Below are 22,160 nucleotides of genomic sequence, written 5' to 3' on the forward strand. Positions count from 1 at the left end.
TAACGTTCCTGCGCTTGGCGCATGTGGCGGCTTATCAGCACCAAAGCCCAATAAAAAAACAACAGTTCAATGAACCACAAAAGTAACATGGATGCACTTCACCCGCCATTGAGCCAAACGCATGTTATGCCCCCGTGCCTTTCTCACGGATCACTTTTTTCGGGCATAGGTGGTTTTGACCTTGCGGCACAATGGATGGGTTGGAACAATGTTTTTCAAGTGGAAAAAGATGATTGGTGTAGAAAGGTGTTGGCTAAAAATTTTACAAAAACAGAACGATTTGCAGACATTAAAGACTTTACAGGACATGAATACACAAACCGAATTGACGTTATTTCAGGAGGATTTCCCTGCCAGCCATTCTCCGTTGCCGGGCAGCGAAAAGGCAAAGACGATGACCGTTATNGGTAGAGTTGTATTATGCACTCAGCGTAAATTTTAAAATTTTTATTATTTTTTTTTTTTAATTCCAAAATAACGTCTATTTTTGAGCCTGAAATAAACGCCCCTAATATTATGAAAAACAGTTTACTAAAAATATACCTACTATTGTTTCTGATGGCAGGTGATTTTTATCTTTTTGCCCAGCCGGGTTCAGACAATCCGGGAGGTGACCTTGAAGGAGATGACGATCCGCCGGCATCAATTAATGCAAAGCTTGTTTATCTTGCTATTTTAGGTATTGCTTTCGCTTTTTACTTCATTATGAAAAAAAGGGAACAAAAAGCAGGTTAATATAAAGATACTGGCATACACAAATACATAATAACAGCATATCACAAAACAACCCTGATAATTATTATCGGGGTGTTTTATTTATTGTTAAGCGGATTTATCAGATATACGGTATTCTTAAAGTTTATCAGAAAATAAATCACAGTATACAGGGAGCTGTTTTGTAATTATTATATTTGCAAATTATTCCCAATACTGAATAAGGGTGATACAGCTTCACGATAAACATTTTGTCCCTTTTATTACCGCCGCAGAAATTGACAAGGCCGTGGCACGCATGGCCGGACAAGCCATGGCCGACCTAAAAGAGGAGATACCGGTTTTTGTAGGTGTGCTCAATGGCGCTTTTATGGTAGTATCTGATTTTATGAAGCATTACAAGAGCCCTTGCGAGGTTAGCTTTGTAAAGCTATCGTCGTATGAAGGTACGGCAACTACCAACCATGTTAAGCAGCTTATAGGGCTTAACCAGGACCTTAGCGGGCGCACAGTGGTTATAATAGAAGATATTGTTGATACCGGCAATACTATTAAGGAACTTATAAAAATGTTTGAAGGGCACAACATCAGGCAGCTTAAAACAGCTACTCTTTTTTTTAAGCCCGAAGCCTATACAAAAAATATAAAGCTTGATTATGTAGGTTTTGAAATACCCAATAAATTTATTGTAGGCTACGGCCTTGACTATGACGGGCTGGGGCGCAACCTGCCTGAAATTTATCAATTGCAGTAACACAACTTACCCATAACACCAAAAAACAAAATGACCAATATTGTATTATTCGGAAAACCGGGGGCAGGTAAAGGTACCCAGGCAGAAATTTTAAAAGTGATGTATAACCTGAAGCACATCTCCACAGGAGACCTTTTCAGGTTCCATAAAAGCAATAACACTGAACTGGGACAGCTGGCCAAATCATACGAAGAAGAAGGAAAACTTGTACCCGATGATGTTACCATAAAAATGCTGCAGGAAGAAGTGGAAAGGAACCCTGACGCCAAAGGCTTCCTGTTAGACGGGTTTCCGCGTACTATTGCCCAGGCAGAAGCGCTGGATGCTTTCCTTGAATCAAAAGGCTGGAAAGTTGATGCCACCATTGCCCTTGAGGCTAACGATGAAATACTGGTGCAGCGCCTCCTTGAGCGCGGCAAGACCAGCGGCAGGCCTGACGACCAGGATGAAGAAAAAATACGTACCCGCTACCGTGAGTATAACGATAAAACTGCGCCGCTTATGGATTATTATAAAGCGCAGCACAAGTTTTATTCCGTGGACGGTATCGGCGAAATATCAGATATTACCGCACGCATTAGTGCCGTAATTGATGCGCTTAACTAAATCTGCATAATTTGGAAATAGCCATAATTGTATTCCTGATCATCCTTAACGGCGTTTTTTCCATGAGTGAGATTGCACTTATCTCAGCACGGAAAAACCGCCTTGAAACTGCTGCCAAAAAAGGAAATGCCAGTGCAAAAACCGCTTTGGACCTTGCCAACTCGCCCAATAAGTTCCTCTCAACTGTACAGATAGGTATTACACTTATCGGCATCCTTACAGGTATTTACAGCGGTGACAAGGTTACGGATGATGTTGAATCTTTTATAAAAACCTTTGATGCCCTGGCGCCCTATGCACACAATATTGCAGTAGGCGTTGTGGTGGTAATACTTACATTTTTTTCACTGGTGCTGGGCGAGCTGCTGCCTAAGCGGATAGGCTTAACTTACCCGGAGTCTATAGCAAGGCTTGTGGCGTTGCCCATGAAATATATTTCTGTTATTACCGCGCCTTTTATATGGCTGCTTACCTCATCAACCGATTTTCTGCTGAAAGTATTCCGTATACGCCCTACGGCAGACGGAAAAGTAACGGAGGAAGAAATAAAGGCAATTATTAAAGAAGGTACTGAAGGCGGCGAGGTACAGGAAATTGAGCACGATATTATGGAGCGCGTATTCCATATTGGCGACAGGAAAGTAAATTCGCTGATGACGCACCGTAAATCAGTAGCCTATCTTAACCTTACTTCTGATAAAGGCCATATACGGGAGATAATGCTGGAAGAGCTGCACTCAGTTTATCCTGTTACGGAAGGTAACCTTGATGATGTAATGGGTGTGGTACTGCTGAAGGACATTTTTGCCCATTATGATAAGCCGGATTTCAACATAAAAGAAATTATTAAGGAACCGGTGTACCTGATAGAACATACATCAGCCTATAAAGCGCTGGAAATATTCAAGAAAACAAAGGTGCATTATGCCCTGGTTACCGATGAGTATGGGGTATTTCAGGGAATAATAACACTCAATGACATACTGGAAGCGCTGGTGGGCGATGCCTCTGATTTTTATGATGACGAGTTTAAGCTGGTGGCGCAGGATGACGGTACTTGGATTGTTGACGGGCATTACCCGCTGCATGACTTCCTTACATATTTTGACCTTGATGAGCTAACCAATGATTATGAAGTTACCACTGTTAGCGGCCTCATAATGACTGAGTTAAGCTATATACCAAAAGAAGGAGAAAAGCTGGTCTGGAACCTGTATGAGCTTGAAGTGCTTGATATGGATGGCGTAAAGATTGACAAGGTAAAGGTAAGCAGGATAAAAGAATAATATTAAAGTTAAAAAAGTTAGAAGTTCATAAAGTTATGGACTTAGTAATTATAAGGTTTGATGAGCAACTTTAAACGTTGAGCATTTAAACTTTAAACAGAAAGAAATGACAGAAGGAAATTTTGTAGATTATGTAAAGATTTATGTGTCTTCCGGCAAGGGAGGTAAGGGATCTACACACCTGCACAGGGAAAAATTTATTGAAAAGGGCGGGCCCGACGGTGGTGACGGAGGCCGTGGTGGCCATGTGTATATTGTAGGCAATGAAAGCTTGTGGACACTGTACCACCTTAAATTTGCACGCCACATTAAAGCCGGCCATGGTGGTGACGGCGGGAGCGCACGCAGCACCGGTGCCGATGGTGAAGATAAATATATTGAAGTACCGCTGGGAACAGTGGTAAAAGACAAAGAGACCGGCGAAGTATTATTTGAAATTACAGGGCACGGCGAAAAAAAGATTATTGCCAAAGGTGGCAAGGGCGGTTTGGGCAACTGGCATTTCCGCAGTTCAACAAACCAGACCCCGAGGTATGCCCAGCCGGGTATGCCGCCTGAAGAGAAGGATGTTATACTGGAGCTTAAAGTGCTGGCCGATGTGGGGCTTGTGGGGTTCCCTAATGCCGGCAAAAGTACACTCCTTTCAGTGCTTACCTCTGCCAAACCTAAAATTGCAGATTATCCCTTTACTACATTAAAGCCAAACCTTGGTATTGTGGCCTACAGGGATTTCCAGTCGTTCGTTATGGCCGATATTCCGGGTATTATTGAGGGCGCAGCCGAAGGCAAAGGGTTAGGCCATTATTTCCTGCGCCACATTGAGCGCAACTCAACACTGCTATTCCTTGTCCCTGCCGATACTGAAAATATCAAAAAAGAATACGATATACTGCTGGACGAGCTCCGCCGCTATAATCCTGAAATGCTGGATAAGGACAGGCTGGTGGTGGTATCAAAAGCTGATATGCTTGATGATGAACTGAAAGCCGAAATGAAGGCACAACTGGACAAGGAATTCAAAGGCATACCCTACATGTTTATATCATCAGTGGCCCAGCAGGGGCTTACGGAGCTGAAGGACAAATTGTGGCAGATGCTTAACAGCAACGTAAACTAACAGAACAGAGTAATATATACCGGAAGCGTCTCTCTTAGGGGCGCTTTTTTGTTTTATTATACATTATTAATCATAATACTTCTTATATTCCAATTTTAAGAACTATTATTTTATCAAAATCCTCAAAATGGGTATATTCGCAACAGCAAATTTGGTTAATCGCCTTGTAACGTTTTTTATAACAGGCAAAGGCTATTAGCATACACTATTAATTTTATTATAATCCAAATGAAAAAACTGATCTTATTCCTTACCATGTCGTTCATGGTACTGCCGGTGAGGGCTGACGAGGGAATGTGGTTCCTGATGTTCATTGAGCGCCTTAACCACCGCGATATGCAAAAAATGGGGCTTCAGCTTACCCCTCAGGAAATTTACAGCATTAACAACCATAGCCTTAAAGATGCCATTGTGCAGTTTAACGGCGGCTGCACGGCAGAGCTTATCTCTAAAGACGGGCTTGTGCTTACTAACCACCACTGTGGATATGATGCCATAGCCGAACTTTCTACCCCGGAAGCCAACTACCTTAAGAACGGTTTTTGGGCAAAGGACCGCAGAGCCGAACTGAAGCCTAAAGACCTTTATGTACGCTTTTTTGTACGCATGGATGATGTTTCTAAAAGGATATTAAGTAAGGTGAATGATAAAATGACGGAGGCCGAGAGGGAAAAAGCCATCCAGCAGGAAATAGCCCTTATTGAAAAAGAAAATAACGAAGGCGGCAAATACACTGTTTCTGTGCGCTCGTTCTTCCAGGGCAATGAATACTATTATTTTGTTTACCAAGACTTTAAGGATGTGCGCCTTGTAGGTACGCCACCTGAAAGCATAGGTAAATTTGGTGGTGACACTGACAACTGGGAGTGGCCGCGCCATACTGGTGACTTTTCTATGTTTCGTATTTATGCAGACGCTAACGGCAACCCTGCAGAATATTCGCCAAACAATGTACCGCTTAAGCCTAAACATTACCTTCCTGTAAGCCTTAAAGGTGTTAAAGAAGGAGACTTTGCCATGATACTTGGCTACCCGGGGCGTACCAACCGCTGGATGCCTTCAGGGGGAATTGAGCAGAACGTAAAGTTTGCCTATCCTGCATGGGTAGAGTCCTCTAAGCTGGGCATGGATAAAATGAAAGTGCATATGGATAAAAGCGACCAGGTACGCCTTAACTATGCTTCACAATATGCAAGTGTGGCCAACTACTGGAAGAACCGCCAGGGTATGATTGATGCGCTGACAAAACATAAGACAGCAGCCACAAAGGCGAAATCAGAAGCTGAGTTCAACAAGTGGGGCAACAAGCCCGAAAATAAAGAGCGCTATGGCAACGTAATAGCAACGCTTAACAACTATTACTCAAAAACAAATGAAAAGGCGCGCCATGACAATTACCTGGTAGGTATGCTGCGCACATCCACATTTGCGGCGCTGCCCTACAGCCTTGGCAGGGGCCTTGAGGCTTATGCCGGTGCCGGTGCCGCTGAAAGGGCTAACATGCGCCAGGAGCTTGAAGAAGCCATTAATGAATCTTACAAAACAATATATGAGCCGCTTGAAAAAGATGTGCTTGCTGCCCAGCTCAACCTGTATGCAACAAAATCTGCAGGCTACGATATAGCGCCTCTTGTTGCTAAAATAGCTAAAGAGAACAATAACGACTTTACATCATATGTCAATAATTCTTTTGCTAACAGTATCTTCGCCTCTAAGCAGAAGCTTACAGAATTCCTTAACAACCCGAATGCTGACGTAGTGAAGAACGACCCGCTTTACCAGCTTTCAACAGACCTGCTTACAAAATACAGGGCTAAAAGTGAAGAGCAGGCCAAACTTGACGCCGATTATTCAAAAGCTTTCAGGCTTCTTGTGGAAGGAATGAGGAAAGCAAACCCTAATGCTAAGTATTATCCTGATGCTAACAGCACACTACGCCTTACTTATGGTAAAGTTCGCCCGCTGCCTGCTGACAAAAGGAATGATGCAAAAGTAAACTACTATACTACACTGGCAGGCACGGTGAAAAAATACAAGCCGAACGATGAGGAGTTTGACCTGCCTAAAAAGCTGATTGAGCTTAATGATAAAAAAGATTTCGGGCAGTATGCCGATAAGGCAGGCTATATGCCGGTAAATTTCCTTACGGATAATGACATTACAGGAGGTAACTCAGGCTCTCCGGTGCTTAATGGTAAGGGTGAACTTATAGGCCTTGCGTTTGACGGTAATATTGAAGCCATGGCAGGTGATGTTATCTTTGACAAAGAACTGCAAAGGACTATAAATGTTGACATACGCTATGTGCTTTGGGTAATCGATAAATTCTCAGGCGCTAAGCACATTGTTGATGAAATGACCATAATCCGGTAAAATCATCCTGAACGTAATACAAAATAAAGCCGCCCTACCCGGGCGGTTTTTTTATTGCTGCTCTGTTTTTATCCTTATGCCTGCCGTATGCCCGCTAAACTCCGGTGCATACATGCTCTGTATAGTGGTAATGCCGTTGCTGAATTCACCCGCATTGTTAACCCTCACCTCATATTCGAGCACATAAGTCCCGCGGCTGATCCTGTCAAAAAAGAAATGCGTAGCGGCATCCCTGGTGGAGCGGTAAAAGCCCAGCCCGCCATTGTATTCATATTTTGAAATGACGTCAACTGGCTCAAAAGCTGCCGCCCTAAGGTCTTTCAGGTGTACGTATTCCACATCTTCTTTAATAGTGATGATAAGCCTTATAGTAACCAGGGTGCCAATTTTAAGCGTTTCATTTTCTTTCAGGCGCACGAGTTCTTCCCTGCTGCCGGTATTCTTTTTTACAAAAAGTGTTTTGCTCACATCCATAATGGACTGTTGCGCTGGCTTTATCCTGTCAAGGTCTTCAAAATATTGCCAGTAAAAGCCGCCATAGCCTGGGACAGCCGATTTATTTTCTACCATTAGCGTTGCCATGTCTTTAGTCACTTCTGTATCATTCCAGTGGAGTTTGATATAGCCGGCCTTCGCTTCTTTTCCGGCCTGTGCCATTTTATCTGGAATATTATGGGTTGTGCCCAGTTTCAGCACCGTGTTATCTTTTACTGAAAGCCAGTCGCTGCCTTTCATAAGCAAGGCATATACCGCTTCGGTGGTTGCTTTGGTCGTAGGCCAGTTTTTATTCTGCTTATTTTTAAGCAGCCACACTTTCATGGCATCGGCTGACGCCACATCATTGTTAATTTCAGTGAACGCTTCAATAAGCAGTGCCTGGGTTTCTATAGGGGCGCGGTACCACCACCAGCCGGCTTTGTTCTCTATCCAGTACATACCATATTCTTCATTGATGGCGCTGGTTTCTTTCAGGCTTACCAGTATTTTTCCTGCTGTGGCTGTTTCACCAAAACGGTTCAGGATTAGTGCGGCCATTCCTTTTTCATACAACGAAAGCTTAAGCCAGTTATGCTTTAATGAAGCAATATATGCTTCAGCCGCAGGTTTAGTTTTATCTTTTAGTGGGTATTTCTCAAGATAGAAGCTCCTCGCATACAGGTAGTGCAACATGTTATAGCTGTCATATAATGGTATATGAGGTTTATCATTAAGGTTTCTTCCCTGTACTGCCATGAACTGGCCATCAAGATATTTTATTGCATCAGTAACGAGGTAGTCAATACTGCTTTTATCAGCATGCTGAATACCTAACTTATCCAGGTGACCCAGGCCGGCTATTATGTGACGCATTATATAGTAATTGTCATCGCCTCCCGAAAACCAGGGGAAGCCGCCCGAGCCTGACTGCCTGTCTTTAAGTTTTGCCAGGGTAGCCTTTGCGGCATAACGCATCTGGTCGAGGCTGAAAAGGAACGCCAGGCGGTTTTTCTGTTCTTCTTCGCTTTGGTTGTCCAGTACCCATGGCGTCTCCTCCAGGAGTATGGATTTCAGCTCCTCATTTATTTCCAGCTTAGAGGGTTTGCCCTGCTTATGCCATTGCTCAAAAACCCCGGTAATTTTTGGGTTGCTGTTTATGATGTGTGCAGCTATGGCATTGGCATAATAACGTGAAAATACTTGTTCTGAGCAATCATGCTCATACTCCATAAGATAAGGTAGTGACTGCAATGCAGCCCATGCGGGGTTGCTGGTATATTCCAGTGTGATGCCGTGATGTACCAGCGTAGGCGATGTGTTGTTTTTAAAATTATCAAAAGTGTATTGCCTGGTGGTATTGGGCTTGACCCAGATTGGCAGGCTTTCGGTAACGAGCATGCGGTTAGTGAGCACCGGCAGAATGTTTTCTTCCCCGTCAGTATAGTCGCCGCTCTTAGCTACAACTTTGTACTGCACGCCCTGCATACCTGTCGGCACCGCAATTTTCCAGTGTATCACCGTGTTTTGCTTTGCATCTATGCTAAAGGGTCTCATGGGAGTGGTATTCAGCATTTCAGCATCTATTGGTTTCATATTGGCCGGGTCAAACAACTGGAGCATTGTGTGGCCTGCTTTGGCTTGATTGGTAAGGTTGATGATTTTTGCCGAAATGATTATCGTATCGCGTTCCCTCAGGAAACGTGGCATATTAGGAACTACCATAACGTCTTTCTGTGTCTGAAACGTGTTTTCAAAGTAGCCGCTTTCTGCTTTTTTATTGTGAGCCAGCAGGCGCAGCTTCCATTCTGTTAACGCTTCGGGCGTTGTAAACGTGAATTTAATCCTTCCCTTATGATCTGTATGCAATTGTGGATAGAAGAAAGCCGTTTCGCTCAGGTTTTTCCTTGCCGCCACCTGTTGCAGCGCCTGAAGTTTTTTTTCAGCTTGTTTTGTTTTCATGATAACCACGCCATTAGCGCCCCGGTTGCCATATATGGCCGAAGCATCATTCACTACAGTTATAGCTGCAAAGTCATTAGGGTTTATTTGCCTGAAATCATCCTCAGATACAGGAATACCGTCCACGATAAGCAGAGGTGCGGGATTACTACCCGCAGACCCAGCGCCACGCAAGATGATGGTTGAATCCAGGCCGGGAAAGCCTGAACCGACACCTATCCTCATACCGGCTACCTGCCCCTGCAATGATTGCAGCAACATAACACCGGCATCATATTCAACAGATAATGAAGTTACTGAATTTAAGGTGAGTGATCTTGAAAAAGATTTACTACGATACGCGTCAACCTGCACTTCTTGCAGTGCTGACGCGTCTTCTTCTAACAGTATATTTAAAGTTTGCTGCCCCTTTACTTTACTGTCTTGCGATTTATAGCCCAGGTATGAGAACTCTAAAACGCTCCCAACTGGCGCATATATCCTGTAATTGCCATCAAAATCGGTTTGTGTCCCATCAATAGTTCCTTTAATAAGCACAGTTACGCCGGGTATTGGGGCAAACTCGCCTGATACCTTTCCTGTAATCAGGATATCCCCCTTTTCGGGGAGCTTTGTTTTGAGCTGACGCTGAATATAAACATTATCAGCTTTATTAATGTTAAAGCCAAACGTATAAAAACTGTCAAAATCCCTGAGACTAAAGTGGCGCTTCTGGTAATCGCTAAAGCTGCCGTAGCTGAGATTCCATTCAAAATAATTGTATGTAGGAAAAGGGTCTATAGTGTGGAAGTTGTGAAAGTTACCCCATGGGCTTACGGCAAATTTATCAAGCGAACTGTCATACATACCCGCGAGCACTTCGGCGGGCAGCTTGCCTTCAACAGTGAAAGACCACGTTTGGGCGGCACCCGGTGTAAGTTTGCCGGTTATTGTTTCAGTGGAAACTTTCAGTATCGGCGGGCTTTTTATTTCCATTTTTTCATACAAGGAATAATGCTGGTTGTTCCACACATAACCCACATAAATGCCTATGTTGCGCTGCTTGAGTTTCTTAACAGGTATCTTTATTACCAATTTTTCCGTATATTTCAGGTGCTTGTCATACACTACATTGTCTGAAAATCCGGCCCTAACATTAATATACAATTCAGGTAGTTGCGAATTCAGTCCGGCCAGCACATATCCGTCCTTAAGAAAATTTTTATTGAGAATTTTTATTTTTAAAGGTTCCCTTGCGTCACCAATGGGGTCTGAGGGTTTTTCCACAACAAAGGATGTAACCGCTTTTACATGATATCCGGCAGTATCTATGGCACTACACTCCACTTTATAATTTCCTGACTGCCAGTCTTTATTACTTAGGGTTATCAGTTTAGTTTCAGGAGTATTTACTGTCTGTTCAAAAAAAAGATTTTCTTGTCTCCCATCTTCTTTTTCAGCCCGGAAGGCCATATAAGGGAAGTATTTCCTGAATTCTTCTTCGGGTATAGACTGTATTTCGGGCATTTGCCAGGGCCTTTGTTTCAGGTATTGCGGCTCATCCCTGAGTTTATAAACTTTAACAGTTATTACAGCCGGTTTTTCAGCGCCGTTAAGGTTGCGGGCACTTATGCCAATTGTAACGGGGCCGTCATCAGGGTTGACTTTAAGTGGACTCTCAGGATATAGTAAAAGCGTGTGGTATCCTGCTTTAATTTGGGAAGTGGCGGTTTGTGTTTCACCTGTGATATCAGTAACATCTGCTTTCACCTGCCATGTATAAACCGGCTGTTCTTCAGGTTTTTGATTGTCCTGTGCTGTTAATGTGATTTCAAAAGTGAATTTTCCGTCAGCATCGGTCAGTACTTCTCCTGAAGCAACAATGTCTTCATCATCATCTCTGTTATAACCGTTACTCCAGCTTCCATAGCCTTTCTTTAAGGTATATTTTACCCTGCCATGCTGTACCGGCGCACCGCTAAAACTTTTAGCCAGGCCTGTTATGGCCGATTTTTGGCCCACTATGATATCGCCTTTGACTTCATCAAAAAGCACCTCAAAAGTTGGCCGTTTGTACTCTTCAACCTGCACTGTAACACTGCTCCCTTCCCAATTGATATAAGCGATTTCTTCATCAGGGCTATCCTCACTGCTATCATCCTCATCTTCATTAATATATAAAGTATAAGCCCCGGTTAGATTTCCCGGCAGTGTGAATTCGCCTGCAACCGAGCCGAATTCATTGGTTTTAAGCCTTAGTTCAAAAACCTCATTATCATTAGGGTCTTCGAGGGACACTTTCACATACGTATCTGCCAGTGTAGTGATAGTACCTTCCTGGTTCATTGAAACTATCCCTTTAAAATATACTTTTTGGCCCGGGCGGTATATAGGCCGGTCTACATATAACCGCGTATGTACATGTGCTTCTTTATTTGGTGTATTGTAACCATACAGTTTATAAGCCAATGTATCTTTACCATATATAAATTGTACATCTGTATATTGATTTTTATGAGGCAGGGCAATAATTCCATTGTTGTCTGAGATGTATTTTACACCATGAAAATGGGTATATGCGCCTTTGACCGGCCTGCCTGTTTCCCGGTCTGCTAACCGTACAATAGTCGCAGTTTTATCATGGCGGTATGTGGCTGCCATTTTAGAAACAAATATGTACGAAACATGTTCTACAGGGACATGCGTATCTGCTGTGCCGGGCAGGAGCATAATGGCATAATGCCCGCCCGGCAGTGCCGGCATGAGTATTTCGGTAGTACACTCAAAGTAATTGGTTATTTCGGGCAGTTTTTGCATTTTGACAAATACGGGCTGCCGTTGCTTTATATTGTTTAATAATTTACTTTTGCCTTCACTGTATTCTGCTCGTGTAATTTTGAAAATCTTAAGTGCTACCGAGTCAACATTCCTGAATTTCAGGTGGGCAAGAAAAGGCTTGTTGGCTATGACCATAGCCTCTGTAGTGACTGATATGTTTTTTGAAAGTATAGCCTGCCTGATAAGTTTTGCCATATCGGCTATATCGCCCACTTTTTGGCTGGCTATGACCTCATCACAAAGCAAAAGGGCACGTTTATAACTGTCGGGTTCTTTTTGCTTATCCGGATAATTGCTTAAAATACCCGCCAGTTTAAGCTTTGCCCTGTCGGCAAATGGGCTGCCTTTCCATTGCCCGGCAAGTTGTAAATAGGCAGCGGCCTGATATATTTTTTTTTCGTCACCACTGTACACCTGGTCAAGGTAATTTAGCCTACGGAGTACCGAACGCTGCAGGTTCAGCGTATCTTTTTTGTCCGTATAATATTTTTCAAGGTCAAGGCATAGCTTCAGGCAGGTTACCCCGGGACGTTTTGATATATCATATTGGCTAAAAGCCGCAGTGTCGCCAAACAGCTGTGCAGCGTTGTCATTATACCAGTAGCGCCCTTCATAAACGTAAACAATATTGATGTACCTTTCCGCAAGGAAATCGAGCAACGGCCTTGGAATGTCCACCAGCGAAGGGTTAAAATCAATGATTTCTTTGTACTCCGAAAGCGGTGTTTTATACAAAATTTCCCAATTATGAAGGCTGCGCTTGCATGCGGCAACAATTTCATCCTGAAAATTTTTTTCGCTCCATTGCAGGAAGTCGCCAGAAGCCGGGCTGTTTATCGTTGTTCGTGTTGATATCTGGTAACTATTTTTATTCAATACAGATTGCAGCATTTCCGCATACAGGCTTTCCATGATGGCTCGGGTAGGTATGGTGGCCAATGCTTTTTCTTCGTTAATAGATTTGATAATTTTTACCTGTGCTTCCTCGTCGAGTGCCAGAAGGTATTTGGAACGGAAAAAAAATGCCTTGAGCAGTTGTGGCTCATTCTTGTCTTTCCTGGCGCGTGCATAGATAGCATCGACCAGTGTAGCCGCTGATTTTACCTGGCCCTGGTTCTCCAGAAGGATTACTTTTTCCCATTCCGGTGTATAATCCTGTGCTAAGGCTACTATACTAAAAAACGCCAAAACGAATGCTAAAAACTGTTTCATGCTTTAGGATTAAATTGGTAAACAATATACTACTTTTTTGTTTTTGGCTCAATGCATTGCTTATACAATGATTTTAGTACTTTTGGCACTAATGCCGCTGCTTACTCATAAGAGCACATTTAAAAGTAAAAGGTTGGGAGCGGCAAAAGGAAAAACATACTGATACAACCATGCGTACACATTTTATAGCTATAGGCGGCGCGGCCATGCACAACCTGGCGCTTGCCCTTCATGAAAAAGGATATACCATAACAGGCAGCGATGATGCCATATTTGAGCCATCGAGGTCAAGGCTGGAAAATAAGGGGCTCCTCCCGGCCGAATTAGGCTGGTTCCCTGAAAAGATCACTCCTGATATTGAAGCCGTTATCCTGGGTATGCATGCCAAAGCTGATAATCCTGAATTGCTCAGGGCACAGGAGCTCGGGCTAAAAATATATTCCTATCCCGAATTTTTGTATGAGCAGTCTAAAAACAAAACCCGTGTGGTAATTGGCGGCAGCCACGGCAAAACTACCATTACCAGTATGATTCTGCATGTAATGAACTATCATAATATAGCGGTAGATTATATGGTGGGTGCACAGCTGGAAGGTTTTGACACTATGGTAAAGCTTACCGAAGAAAATGATTTTATAGTACTTGAAGGAGATGAATACCTCTCTTCGCCTATGGACCGCAGGCCAAAATTCCACCTCTATCAGCCAAATATTGCATTAATAAGTGGTATAGCATGGGACCATATCAATGTGTTCCCCACCTATGAAAACTATGTGGAACAGTTCGAACTATTTATCGGTAAGATCACCAATGGCGGCATCCTGGTTTATAATGAAAATGACCCGGAAGTGAAACGCGTGGCTGAAGCGGCCTCAAACCCAATCCGTAAGATGCCGTACAGCACGCCAGCCTACCATGTTGAAAATGGCACTACTTACCTGGAAACACCGGAAGGCCCCATGCCTATTGAAGTTTTCGGGACACACAACCTTAACAACCTGGCCGGAGCCAAATGGATTTGCCAGAACATGGGTGTGGATGAAGCTGATTTTTATGAAGCCATAGCCAGCTTTAAGGGAGCCAGCAAACGCCTTGAAAAGATTGCTGAAAAAGGCAATAATGTAGCGTATAAAGATTTTGCACACTCACCCAGTAAGGTAGCGGCCACTACCAAAGCCGTTAAGGAGCAGTATCCTGACCGTACACTGGTAGCCTGCCTGGAGCTGCACACTTACAGCAGCCTTAATGCCGGATTTTTAAAAGAATATGAAGGCGCCCTTGATGCTGCCGATGTGGCCGTAGTATTTTACTCTCCGGACGCAGTTAAGATAAAGCAACTGGAAGAAGTAACCTATGAACAGATAGCCGAAGCTTTTAACAGGAAAGATTTGATTATATACACCAATCCGGCGGAGCTTAAAAATTACCTGTACAATATAAAGCACGACAGCAAAGGCACAGCATTATTGCTAATGAGTTCCGGAAACTATGGCGGGCTTAATTTTGATGAAGTTAAAAATTTAATATAAGCTATAAGAGGTAATGTTATTCTGAGGAAGGAAGAGTCTTTACTCAGTTTCCTGAGATTCTTCACTTCATTACAGCACTTTCAGAATGACATTATAAGGCATTTTTTCTATTGAAGGTAAACTCCCTGATTTGGAAAGTAGAGTTACTCTTTCTTCCCCTCCTCATCAAAATTGAAGTTCCGTAGCTGCGGCGCGCTGAAAAACGTTACTATTACCACACCTAACGTTAAGCAGCCACCTACAACCACTGCCCTTACTGTACCCAGCCAGTGCGCCATCACACCGCTTTCAAAATCGCCCAGCTCATTAGATGAGCTTACGAAAATAGTATTTACCGATGCCACACGCCCCCGCATATGGTCAGGTGTTACAAGCTGCAGGATGGTACTTCGTATTACCACGCTTACGGCATCGAACATCCCGGAAAGCAACAGCATAAAGAACGATAATATAAAGCTGGTGGAGAGGCCGAACACAATTATTGAGAGCGCAAAACCCGTTACTGCAAGGAACAGTTTACGCCCGGGGTGGGTTTTCAGCGGCAGGAAAGCCAGTATCCCCATAGTGAGCAAAGCCCCTACGCCCGGCGCCGACCTCAAAATCCCGAAGCCTACTTCGTCAACATGCAATATTTCTTTCTGGTAAACAGGCAGCAGCGCAACAGCCCCGCCAAACAGTACCGAAAACATATCGAGCAGCTGTGCGCCTAAAAGGGCAGGTGTTTTCAGCACAAAACGTATACCCTGCGTAAGGCTTTGCAGCATAGGTTCCTTTTCCTGTTTTATTATGGGCTTACTTTTAATTGATAGTGCGGGCGCGAGTAAAAGCAATATAATTATTACCACAGCAAGCATTCCGGCTATTACCCCATCAAGCGCTATCATAACACCCGCTACCAGCGGCCCCAGCATAGCCCCGGTCTGCCATGCCATGCTGCTCCAGCTTGTAGCATTGGCAAAATGCTGCCTGGGTACCACAAGCCCGAATAAGGAAAATACTGAAGGCCCCATGAACGACCGGATAACACCGCCGCAAAAAACCAGGAAGTAAATGCCGTAAACCGTTACATCCTGTCCGAGCCTTGCTACAGAAAACGGTGTGGTAAGCACAAAAAGGCTTATGGAAAGGAGTATATAACCTGTAATGCAGAAAAGCACCATCTTACGCTTTTCGTTTAAGTCGACAAAATGGCCTGCAAACAGCGAGCAGCCTATGGCGGGTATAACTTCTGAGAGGCCTACAAGGCCCAGTGCCAGCTTATCATTAGTAAGATGGTACACCCAGTAGTAAATAATGGTTATTTGCATGTTAAGGGCGAATATAAGCCCGAAACGTATCGTTAAGAACGACAGGAATTCCCTAATTTTCAGTACAGGGTTTTTGCTTAAAAAACCCTTATCCCCTGCTTCGCCTTCCAATTGAATCTTATTTTATTTATTATTACCCTCTCAGGACTCAACACAAACAACCAACAACCAACAACTGGCAACCAGCATCAGCCGCCGCTCCTCAGCCTGTCAAGTAATGTCCTGAGGTTTACGGTGGCAAAGCTTGAGCTGTGGTCGCTTAACCCGTATGGTATAATAAGTTCTCCGTTGTGTATTATTGAGCCGCACGAATATACAACATTTGGCACATATCCTTCGCGCTCATCCGGATTAGGGACAATAAGCGGATCTTTAAGCCGGCCTATTTCTTTCTCCGGATTATCAATATCAAGCAACGATGCCCCTATGCTGTACTTACGCATATAGCCTACCGCATGGGTAATTACAAGCCATCCGTATTCCGTTTCAATAGGCGATCCGCAGTTTCCTATCTGCACAAACTCCCACGGGTATTCTGGCCCCTGTATCTTTATCGGGTTTTCCCACTCATTGATATTGTCAGAATACATCAGGTAATTGTTCCAGCCGTCAATACGCGAAAGCATGGCATATTTACCGTTTATCTTCCGCGGAAAAAGCGCCAGGTTCTTGTTTTTAGCGCCTGCCCCGTTCAGCGGGCTTGTTTTAAACTCATAAAAATCAGCAGTTTTTAACAGCTTTAGCATTATATGTATCCCGTCATAAGCCGTATAGGTAGCATAGTAAACCACCTTCCCGTTATCATCGGTAAATTTTACAAACCGGGCATCTTCAATACCCTTAACCTCAAAATCTGATATGGGAAATATAACCCTGTCGCTTATGTCGGTATCTTTTGAGAATGTAATCCTGCGGTAACTGTCTGACAGCGCCAGGATAAGGTTATACTGCCTTATAACAGCCGTCTCGGTTGTTTCATTACGTGAGGCCAGCACCAGTTTTTTCAGCTGCTCATAATCAAACCGGTCTTCAAGCTTTTCGGCAACTGATTGCAGAAATCTCTGGTTGATGCCCGCATCTTCCGCTTTTTTCAGGAAAAGCCTTTTCTGGTATATTATATTATGTACTTTTTCAGCCTCATCAATATAATTGCCGGCAGGTATTACCGTAATATTATTGTGCTTATCAATTATGGCGCGCCTGAACACAACGGAGGAAACGTGACCCTCGCCCACTGCCCTGAAACTTATAATTACCCTCAGCTGGCCTTCCTCAAGGTTAGTTTGGTCCGGGTCAGGTATTATGGAAGGATTAAAAAAAGCTGCGGACTCTATAGAGTATTCGTGCGTAAAGTAGGAGCCTATGAGCAGTTTTGTGTAATCATCCAGCTTATCATAATTCCCTCCTGCGGCCACTATATCCTGTTTTACACGTTCGCAGTGGCGGAAAAGCTTTCGGGTAATGTTGCGGTGCCTTTTTGAAAAATCCTGGAGCAACGGCGATACAAGGGCAAAAACCTCATCTTTATCAAGGGCTAGTATCTTCTTTATCAGTTCCACCGCACGCTCTTCGCCGTTAAAAAAAAAGCGGGCAATAACCCTGCGGGTATCAGGCATAACCTTTACGGGTTTCCTTTCAATACTTAATCTCATAGCCTATGATGTATTTGCAAGAAAATCTAAAAGAAACTTTAATGAACCTCTAAAATACGAAGATAATTTTACATGCCGGAAGTGGGCAAATGCTAAAATTAAGTGAAAAAACTACAGGATCAGCCTTTCCGGATTGTAACACCGGCATAAAATGCCCCTGAAAATAATGATAAAATATCAGGCTTTAAGTATCTTTGGCAAGCAAACAACAACACAATGCATGAACTATTTTTCTTCTGATTTTAAACTGGGGATTTTAGGCGGCGGGCAGCTCGGCAAGATGCTGCTTACCGAAACCCGGAAATTTGATATTCAAACCTACGTGCTTGACCCCAGTGATGAAGCACCCTGCAAAACAGGCAGCAACAGGTTTTTTAAAGGCGACCTGATGGACCATGACACAGTTTATGATTTTGGTAAACAGGTTGATGTGCTTACGCTCGAAATTGAACATGTTAATGTAGAGGCACTTGAAAAACTGGAAAATGAGGAGCTGAAGGTATATCCATCGGCGGCAACGCTGCGGCTGATACAGAATAAAGGGAAACAAAAGGATTTTTATAAGGCTAATAACATTCCGACAGCTGATTACCAAAGGTTCGCAACCCTTAGTGACCTGAAGCAGGCTGCAGAAAATAATGAGGTGGCAATGCCTTTTGTGTGGAAGAGCTCCCAGTTCGGCTATGATGGCAACGGTGTAAAGGTTATCCGTTCCGCGGAGAGCTTTAACGGGCTTCCTGAAGGCGAATGTATCGCTGAAGCTATGATACCTTTTAAAAATGAGCTGGCAGTTATTGTAGCGCGTAACCCATCTGGCGAAATAAAAACCTACCCGGTAGTAGAAATGGAATTTCACCCGGAAGCCAACCAGGTAGAGTACGTAATTTGCCCGGCACGCATTGATGAGGCCGTGGCGGCAAAGGCACGAAGGATAGCACTTGAAGTATCAGAAAAATTTAACCACGTGGGCCTGCTGGCTGTTGAAATGTTCCAGACCGAAGATGATGAGATACTGGTGAACGAGGTAGCCCCAAGGCCACACAACAGCGGGCATTACTCTATAGAGGCCAGCTACACGAGCCAGTTTGAACAGCACATAAGGGCAATACTTAACCTGCCGCTCGGCAATACTGCCAGTAAAGCCGCAGGTATTATGGTTAACCTTGTAGGCGCTGAAGGATATTCAGGCAATGTAGTGTACCAGAATATTGAATCAATACTTGGTAAAAGCGGTGTAACGCCACATATTTATGGCAAAAAGCAAACAAGGCCTTTCCGCAAAATGGGGCACGTAACCATTGTACATGAAGATATAAACGAAGCCCGGAAAGTAGCCGAAGAAGTAAAAGAGACTATTAAAGTTATAAGCATCCCCCAAACCCCCGGAGGGGGCATACAAAAACCTGACAACATATGAAAGTAGGAATAATTATGGGCAGCATATCGGACATGCCGGTAATGCAGGAAGCCATTGATATATTAGCCGAATTTGGCGTTGAAACAGAAGTTGACATTGTATCGGCACACCGCACACCCGAAAAACTGTTTGAATACAGCACCATGGCACACACACGCAATGTAGCCGTAATTATTGCCGGTGCGGGGGGCGCGGCGCACCTGCCGGGTATGGTAGCGGCAATGAGCCCGCTGCCGGTAATAGGCGTACCTGTAAAATCAAGTAATTCGATTGACGGGTGGGACAGCATACTTTCTATACTGCAAATGCCGGGAGGCGTGCCTGTGGCAACCGTGGCATTGAACGGTGCCAAAAATGCAGGGATACTCGCCGCACAAATACTGGGCAGCCATGATAAAATAGTACAGGCTAAAATAATAGCTTATAAACTAAGCCTTAAGGATGCTGTAAATAAAGCCTCCGAAGGCCTTAAAAATAAAAAATAACATTGAAAGCAGCCATCGTTACCCTGTTTGCCATTTTATCTGCTATAGCCTGTAAAAGTAAAAGCCCGCAACAAGAGTACAGTTTTGATAACGTGCAGAGCATAAGCCTTGACGCACATTATGCACCCAATACAATGATAATGCATGATACTGTAATAATAACAGATTATAAAATACTTAACGATACAATTAATCAATAACCGCCATGAACGTATTATTAGAAAAGTTTAATACAAAACACGATACAGCCCCTTTCAGCCGGATTAAGAATGAAGATTTTTTGCCTGCCTTTAAGGAAGCCATAGAAAGCGCACGAAAGGAAATTGATGCTATTGTAAACAATGCTGAGCCGCCTTCGTTTGAAAATACAATAGCAGCCATGTCTTACAGTGGCGAAAGGCTCGACAGGATATCTAACATATTCTTTAACCTGCATTCCGCCGAAACTAATGATGAGATACAAAAAATAGCGCTTGAAGTATCGCCTTTACTTTCAGAATTTGGTAATGACATACGCCTTAATAAACATCTTTTTGAAAGGGTAAAGGCAGTATATGATAAAAAAAATTCACTTACACTTACACCCGAGCAGCAGACACTGCTCGAAAAAAAATATAAGAACTTTTCACGTAACGGCGCCAACCTGCAGGAAGAGAAAAAAACAAGGCTGCGTGAGATTGATAAAGAGCTGGCGCGCCTCAGCCTTGAGTTTGGCGAAAACGTACTGGCCGAAACTAATGCTTACCAACTGCATATTACTGATGAAAAAGACCTTGCAGGATTACCTGAAGGCGCTGTTGAGGCCGCACGCGAACTGGCAGCAGGCCAGGAAAAAGAAGGCTGGATATTTACACTTGATTATCCAAGCTATATGCCTTTTATAACCTATGCTGACAACAGGGAACTGCGCAGGCAGCTTGCCATAGCCTTTGGCGCAAAAGGCTTTCAGGGGAACGAGTATGACAATCAGGATATAGTACTGGACATTGTAAGGCTGCGGCATGAGAGGGCTAATCTTTTGGGATATAAATCACATGCTGATTTTGTACTGGAAGAGCGTATGGCCGAAAACCCCGCGAAGGTACTGTCTTTCCTGAATGATCTTCTGGAAAAGGCAAAACCTGCGGCTGAAAAAGAATTTGCCGGGCTTACTGCTTTTGCAAAAGAGTCGGGAGGCCCTGACAGGCTCGAAAAGTGGGATGGTGCTTACTATAGTGAAAAGCTGAAACAAAAGCTGTTTAACCTTGATGACGAAAAGCTGAAGCCTTATTTTAAACTTGAAAATGTACTACAGGGCGCCTTTACCATCGCAGGCAGGTTATTCGGGCTGGCTTTTACTGAAGTCAGTGATATTGATAAATACCACAAAGATGTTATAACGTATGAGGTGAGCAATGAAGATGGGCTGGTGGCCGTTTTTTATGCTGATTTCTTCCCCCGAAAAGGGAAGCGCAACGGCGCGTGGATGACATCGTTCAAACCGCAATACGTTGAAAACGGCATTAATCATAGGCCACATGTATCTATCGTGTGCAACTTTACCAAGCCTACGGAAACGAAGCCTTCGCTGCTTACTTTTAACGAAGTTACCACACTATTCCATGAGTTTGGCCATGCCCTGCACGGCATGCTAGCCGATACTGTTTATCCTTCACTTAGCGGCACAAGCGTTTACTGGGATTTTGTAGAGCTGCCAAGCCAGGTAATGGAAAACTGGTGCTACGAGCCTGATGCGCTTGCACTTTTTGCGCGCCATTACCAAACCGGCGAAATGATACCCATGGAGTATATCGAAAAAATAAAGGAAAGTGCTGCTTTCCAGGAGGGTATGGCAACACTGCGCCAGCTTGGTTTCGGGTTGCTCGATATGGGGTGGCACAGCCAGGATCCTTCCGCAATCACTGACGTTAAGGCATTCGAACTACAGCAATTTGCCCTGACGCAGCTTTATCCTGACGTGAAGGAGAATGCCATAAGCACATCATTCTCGCATATTTTCCAGGGTGGCTATTCATCAGGCTACTACAGCTACAAGTGGGCGGAAGTGCTTGATGCTGACGCGTTTGAATACTTTAAGGAAAAAGGCATTTTTGACAGGGAAACCGCAATTAAATTTAAAGACAACATCCTCTCTAAAGGTGGCACAGAGCACCCTATGGTGCTATACAGGCGGTTCCGCGGGCAGGAACCCAGGCCTGAAGCACTTCTAAAAAGGGCAGGACTGGTGTAGCTTCCCCTGGTATGGGATACATTTTAGGAGCAGTAAGCTAAGCGCACTTCTGGTGGTGTCACTTCCTGCTGTCAGCTATATCTCCCAGCCGCCATAAGCGCGGCGGCTGGGAGGATGCCGCTTCCATCAGGGCTAATTCAAATCGGCAGTGCTTCTCAGGCAGCGCTGCTTACCGTTAAGTTCTGCGGGATTAGTATCCTGTAAGATATTAAAAAAAACCGGCAA

At 43.9% G+C, this 22,160-nt stretch carries 15 protein-coding genes; 12 read left to right on the forward strand and 3 right to left on the reverse strand.

Annotation, left to right across the window (positions count from 1 at the left end; genetic code table 11):
* The first annotated feature begins 126 nt into the window (after positions 1–126).
* The 7 genes from CHU92_RS10510 (at position 127) to CHU92_RS10535 (ending at position 6,850) form a co-directional block, all read left to right on the forward strand.
* Positions 127–411: a DNA cytosine methyltransferase gene (locus tag CHU92_RS10510; protein WP_094415379.1), complete on the forward strand. Its 285-nt coding sequence runs from the start codon at positions 127–129 to the stop codon at positions 409–411.
* A gap of 105 nt (positions 412–516) precedes the next feature.
* On the forward strand, positions 517–735 hold the full coding sequence (locus CHU92_RS15580) for a hypothetical protein (protein ID WP_129583061.1): 219 nt from the start codon (positions 517–519) through the stop codon (positions 733–735).
* Positions 736–940: 205 nt separating this feature from the next.
* Complete coding sequence (hpt, locus tag CHU92_RS10515) at positions 941–1,468, forward strand: hypoxanthine phosphoribosyltransferase (protein WP_165764635.1); 528 nt, start codon at positions 941–943, stop codon at positions 1,466–1,468.
* A gap of 30 nt (positions 1,469–1,498) precedes the next feature.
* Entirely contained in the window at positions 1,499–2,074 is a 576-nt protein-coding gene (locus CHU92_RS10520) for an adenylate kinase (RefSeq protein WP_094415347.1), read from the forward strand.
* Between the two features lie 11 nt (positions 2,075–2,085).
* Positions 2,086–3,360 carry a hemolysin family protein gene (locus tag CHU92_RS10525; protein ID WP_094415349.1) on the forward strand — a complete coding sequence of 425 codons (1,275 nt, stop codon included), beginning with the start codon at positions 2,086–2,088 and terminating at the stop codon, positions 3,358–3,360.
* 106 nt (positions 3,361–3,466) lie between these two features.
* Complete coding sequence (gene obgE, locus CHU92_RS10530; protein WP_094415351.1) at positions 3,467–4,477, forward strand: GTPase ObgE; 1,011 nt, start codon at positions 3,467–3,469, stop codon at positions 4,475–4,477.
* A 228-nt stretch (positions 4,478–4,705) separates the two neighbouring features.
* Positions 4,706–6,850, forward strand: coding sequence for a S46 family peptidase (locus CHU92_RS10535; protein ID WP_094415353.1), 2,145 nt, complete (start codon positions 4,706–4,708; stop codon positions 6,848–6,850).
* Between the two features lie 51 nt (positions 6,851–6,901).
* On the opposite strand, the gene CHU92_RS10540 is transcribed toward CHU92_RS10535, so the two are convergent.
* The gene (locus CHU92_RS10540; RefSeq protein ID WP_094415355.1) at positions 6,902–13,315 is read right to left on the reverse strand and encodes an alpha-2-macroglobulin family protein; all 6,414 of its coding nucleotides are present in this window, start codon (positions 13,313–13,315) and stop codon (positions 6,902–6,904) included.
* Positions 13,316–13,485: 170 nt separating this feature from the next.
* Here CHU92_RS10540 and CHU92_RS10545 point away from each other — a divergent pair, with 170 nt between their 5' ends.
* Entirely contained in the window at positions 13,486–14,844 is a 1,359-nt protein-coding gene (locus CHU92_RS10545; protein ID WP_094415357.1) for a UDP-N-acetylmuramate--L-alanine ligase, read from the forward strand.
* Between the two features lie 143 nt (positions 14,845–14,987).
* On the opposite strand, the gene CHU92_RS10550 is transcribed toward CHU92_RS10545, so the two are convergent.
* Both CHU92_RS10550 and CHU92_RS10555 read right to left on the reverse strand, forming a co-directional pair.
* Entirely contained in the window at positions 14,988–16,262 is a 1,275-nt protein-coding gene (locus tag CHU92_RS10550; protein WP_243389588.1) for an MFS transporter, read from the reverse strand.
* A 77-nt stretch (positions 16,263–16,339) separates the two neighbouring features.
* Positions 16,340–17,803, reverse strand: coding sequence for a glycoside hydrolase family 130 protein (locus tag CHU92_RS10555; RefSeq protein ID WP_094415359.1), 1,464 nt, complete (start codon positions 17,801–17,803; stop codon positions 16,340–16,342).
* 220 nt (positions 17,804–18,023) lie between these two features.
* Between CHU92_RS10555 and CHU92_RS10560 the strand changes: the two genes are divergently transcribed.
* Genes CHU92_RS10560 through CHU92_RS10575 form a run of 4 tightly spaced genes read left to right on the forward strand, consistent with a single transcriptional unit; the run spans position 18,024 to position 21,935 of the window.
* Positions 18,024–19,220, forward strand: a complete 1,197-nt coding sequence (locus CHU92_RS10560; RefSeq protein WP_094415361.1) for a 5-(carboxyamino)imidazole ribonucleotide synthase — start codon at positions 18,024–18,026, stop codon at positions 19,218–19,220.
* On the forward strand, positions 19,217–19,705 hold the full coding sequence (gene purE / locus CHU92_RS10565; RefSeq protein WP_094415363.1) for a 5-(carboxyamino)imidazole ribonucleotide mutase: 489 nt from the start codon (positions 19,217–19,219) through the stop codon (positions 19,703–19,705). The genes CHU92_RS10560 and purE overlap by 4 nt, the downstream gene beginning before the upstream one ends.
* Before the next feature lie 2 nt (positions 19,706–19,707).
* Positions 19,708–19,905, forward strand: coding sequence for a hypothetical protein (locus CHU92_RS10570; protein WP_094415365.1), 198 nt, complete (start codon positions 19,708–19,710; stop codon positions 19,903–19,905).
* Positions 19,906–19,910: 5 nt separating this feature from the next.
* Positions 19,911–21,935 carry a M3 family metallopeptidase gene (locus CHU92_RS10575; protein ID WP_094415367.1) on the forward strand — a complete coding sequence of 675 codons (2,025 nt, stop codon included), beginning with the start codon at positions 19,911–19,913 and terminating at the stop codon, positions 21,933–21,935.
* Positions 21,936–22,160 lie beyond the last annotated feature (225 nt).

Origin of the sequence: Flavobacterium cyanobacteriorum (assembly GCF_002251835.1) — a bacterium.
GTDB lineage: Bacteria > Bacteroidota > Bacteroidia > Flavobacteriales > Flavobacteriaceae > Flavobacterium > Flavobacterium cyanobacteriorum.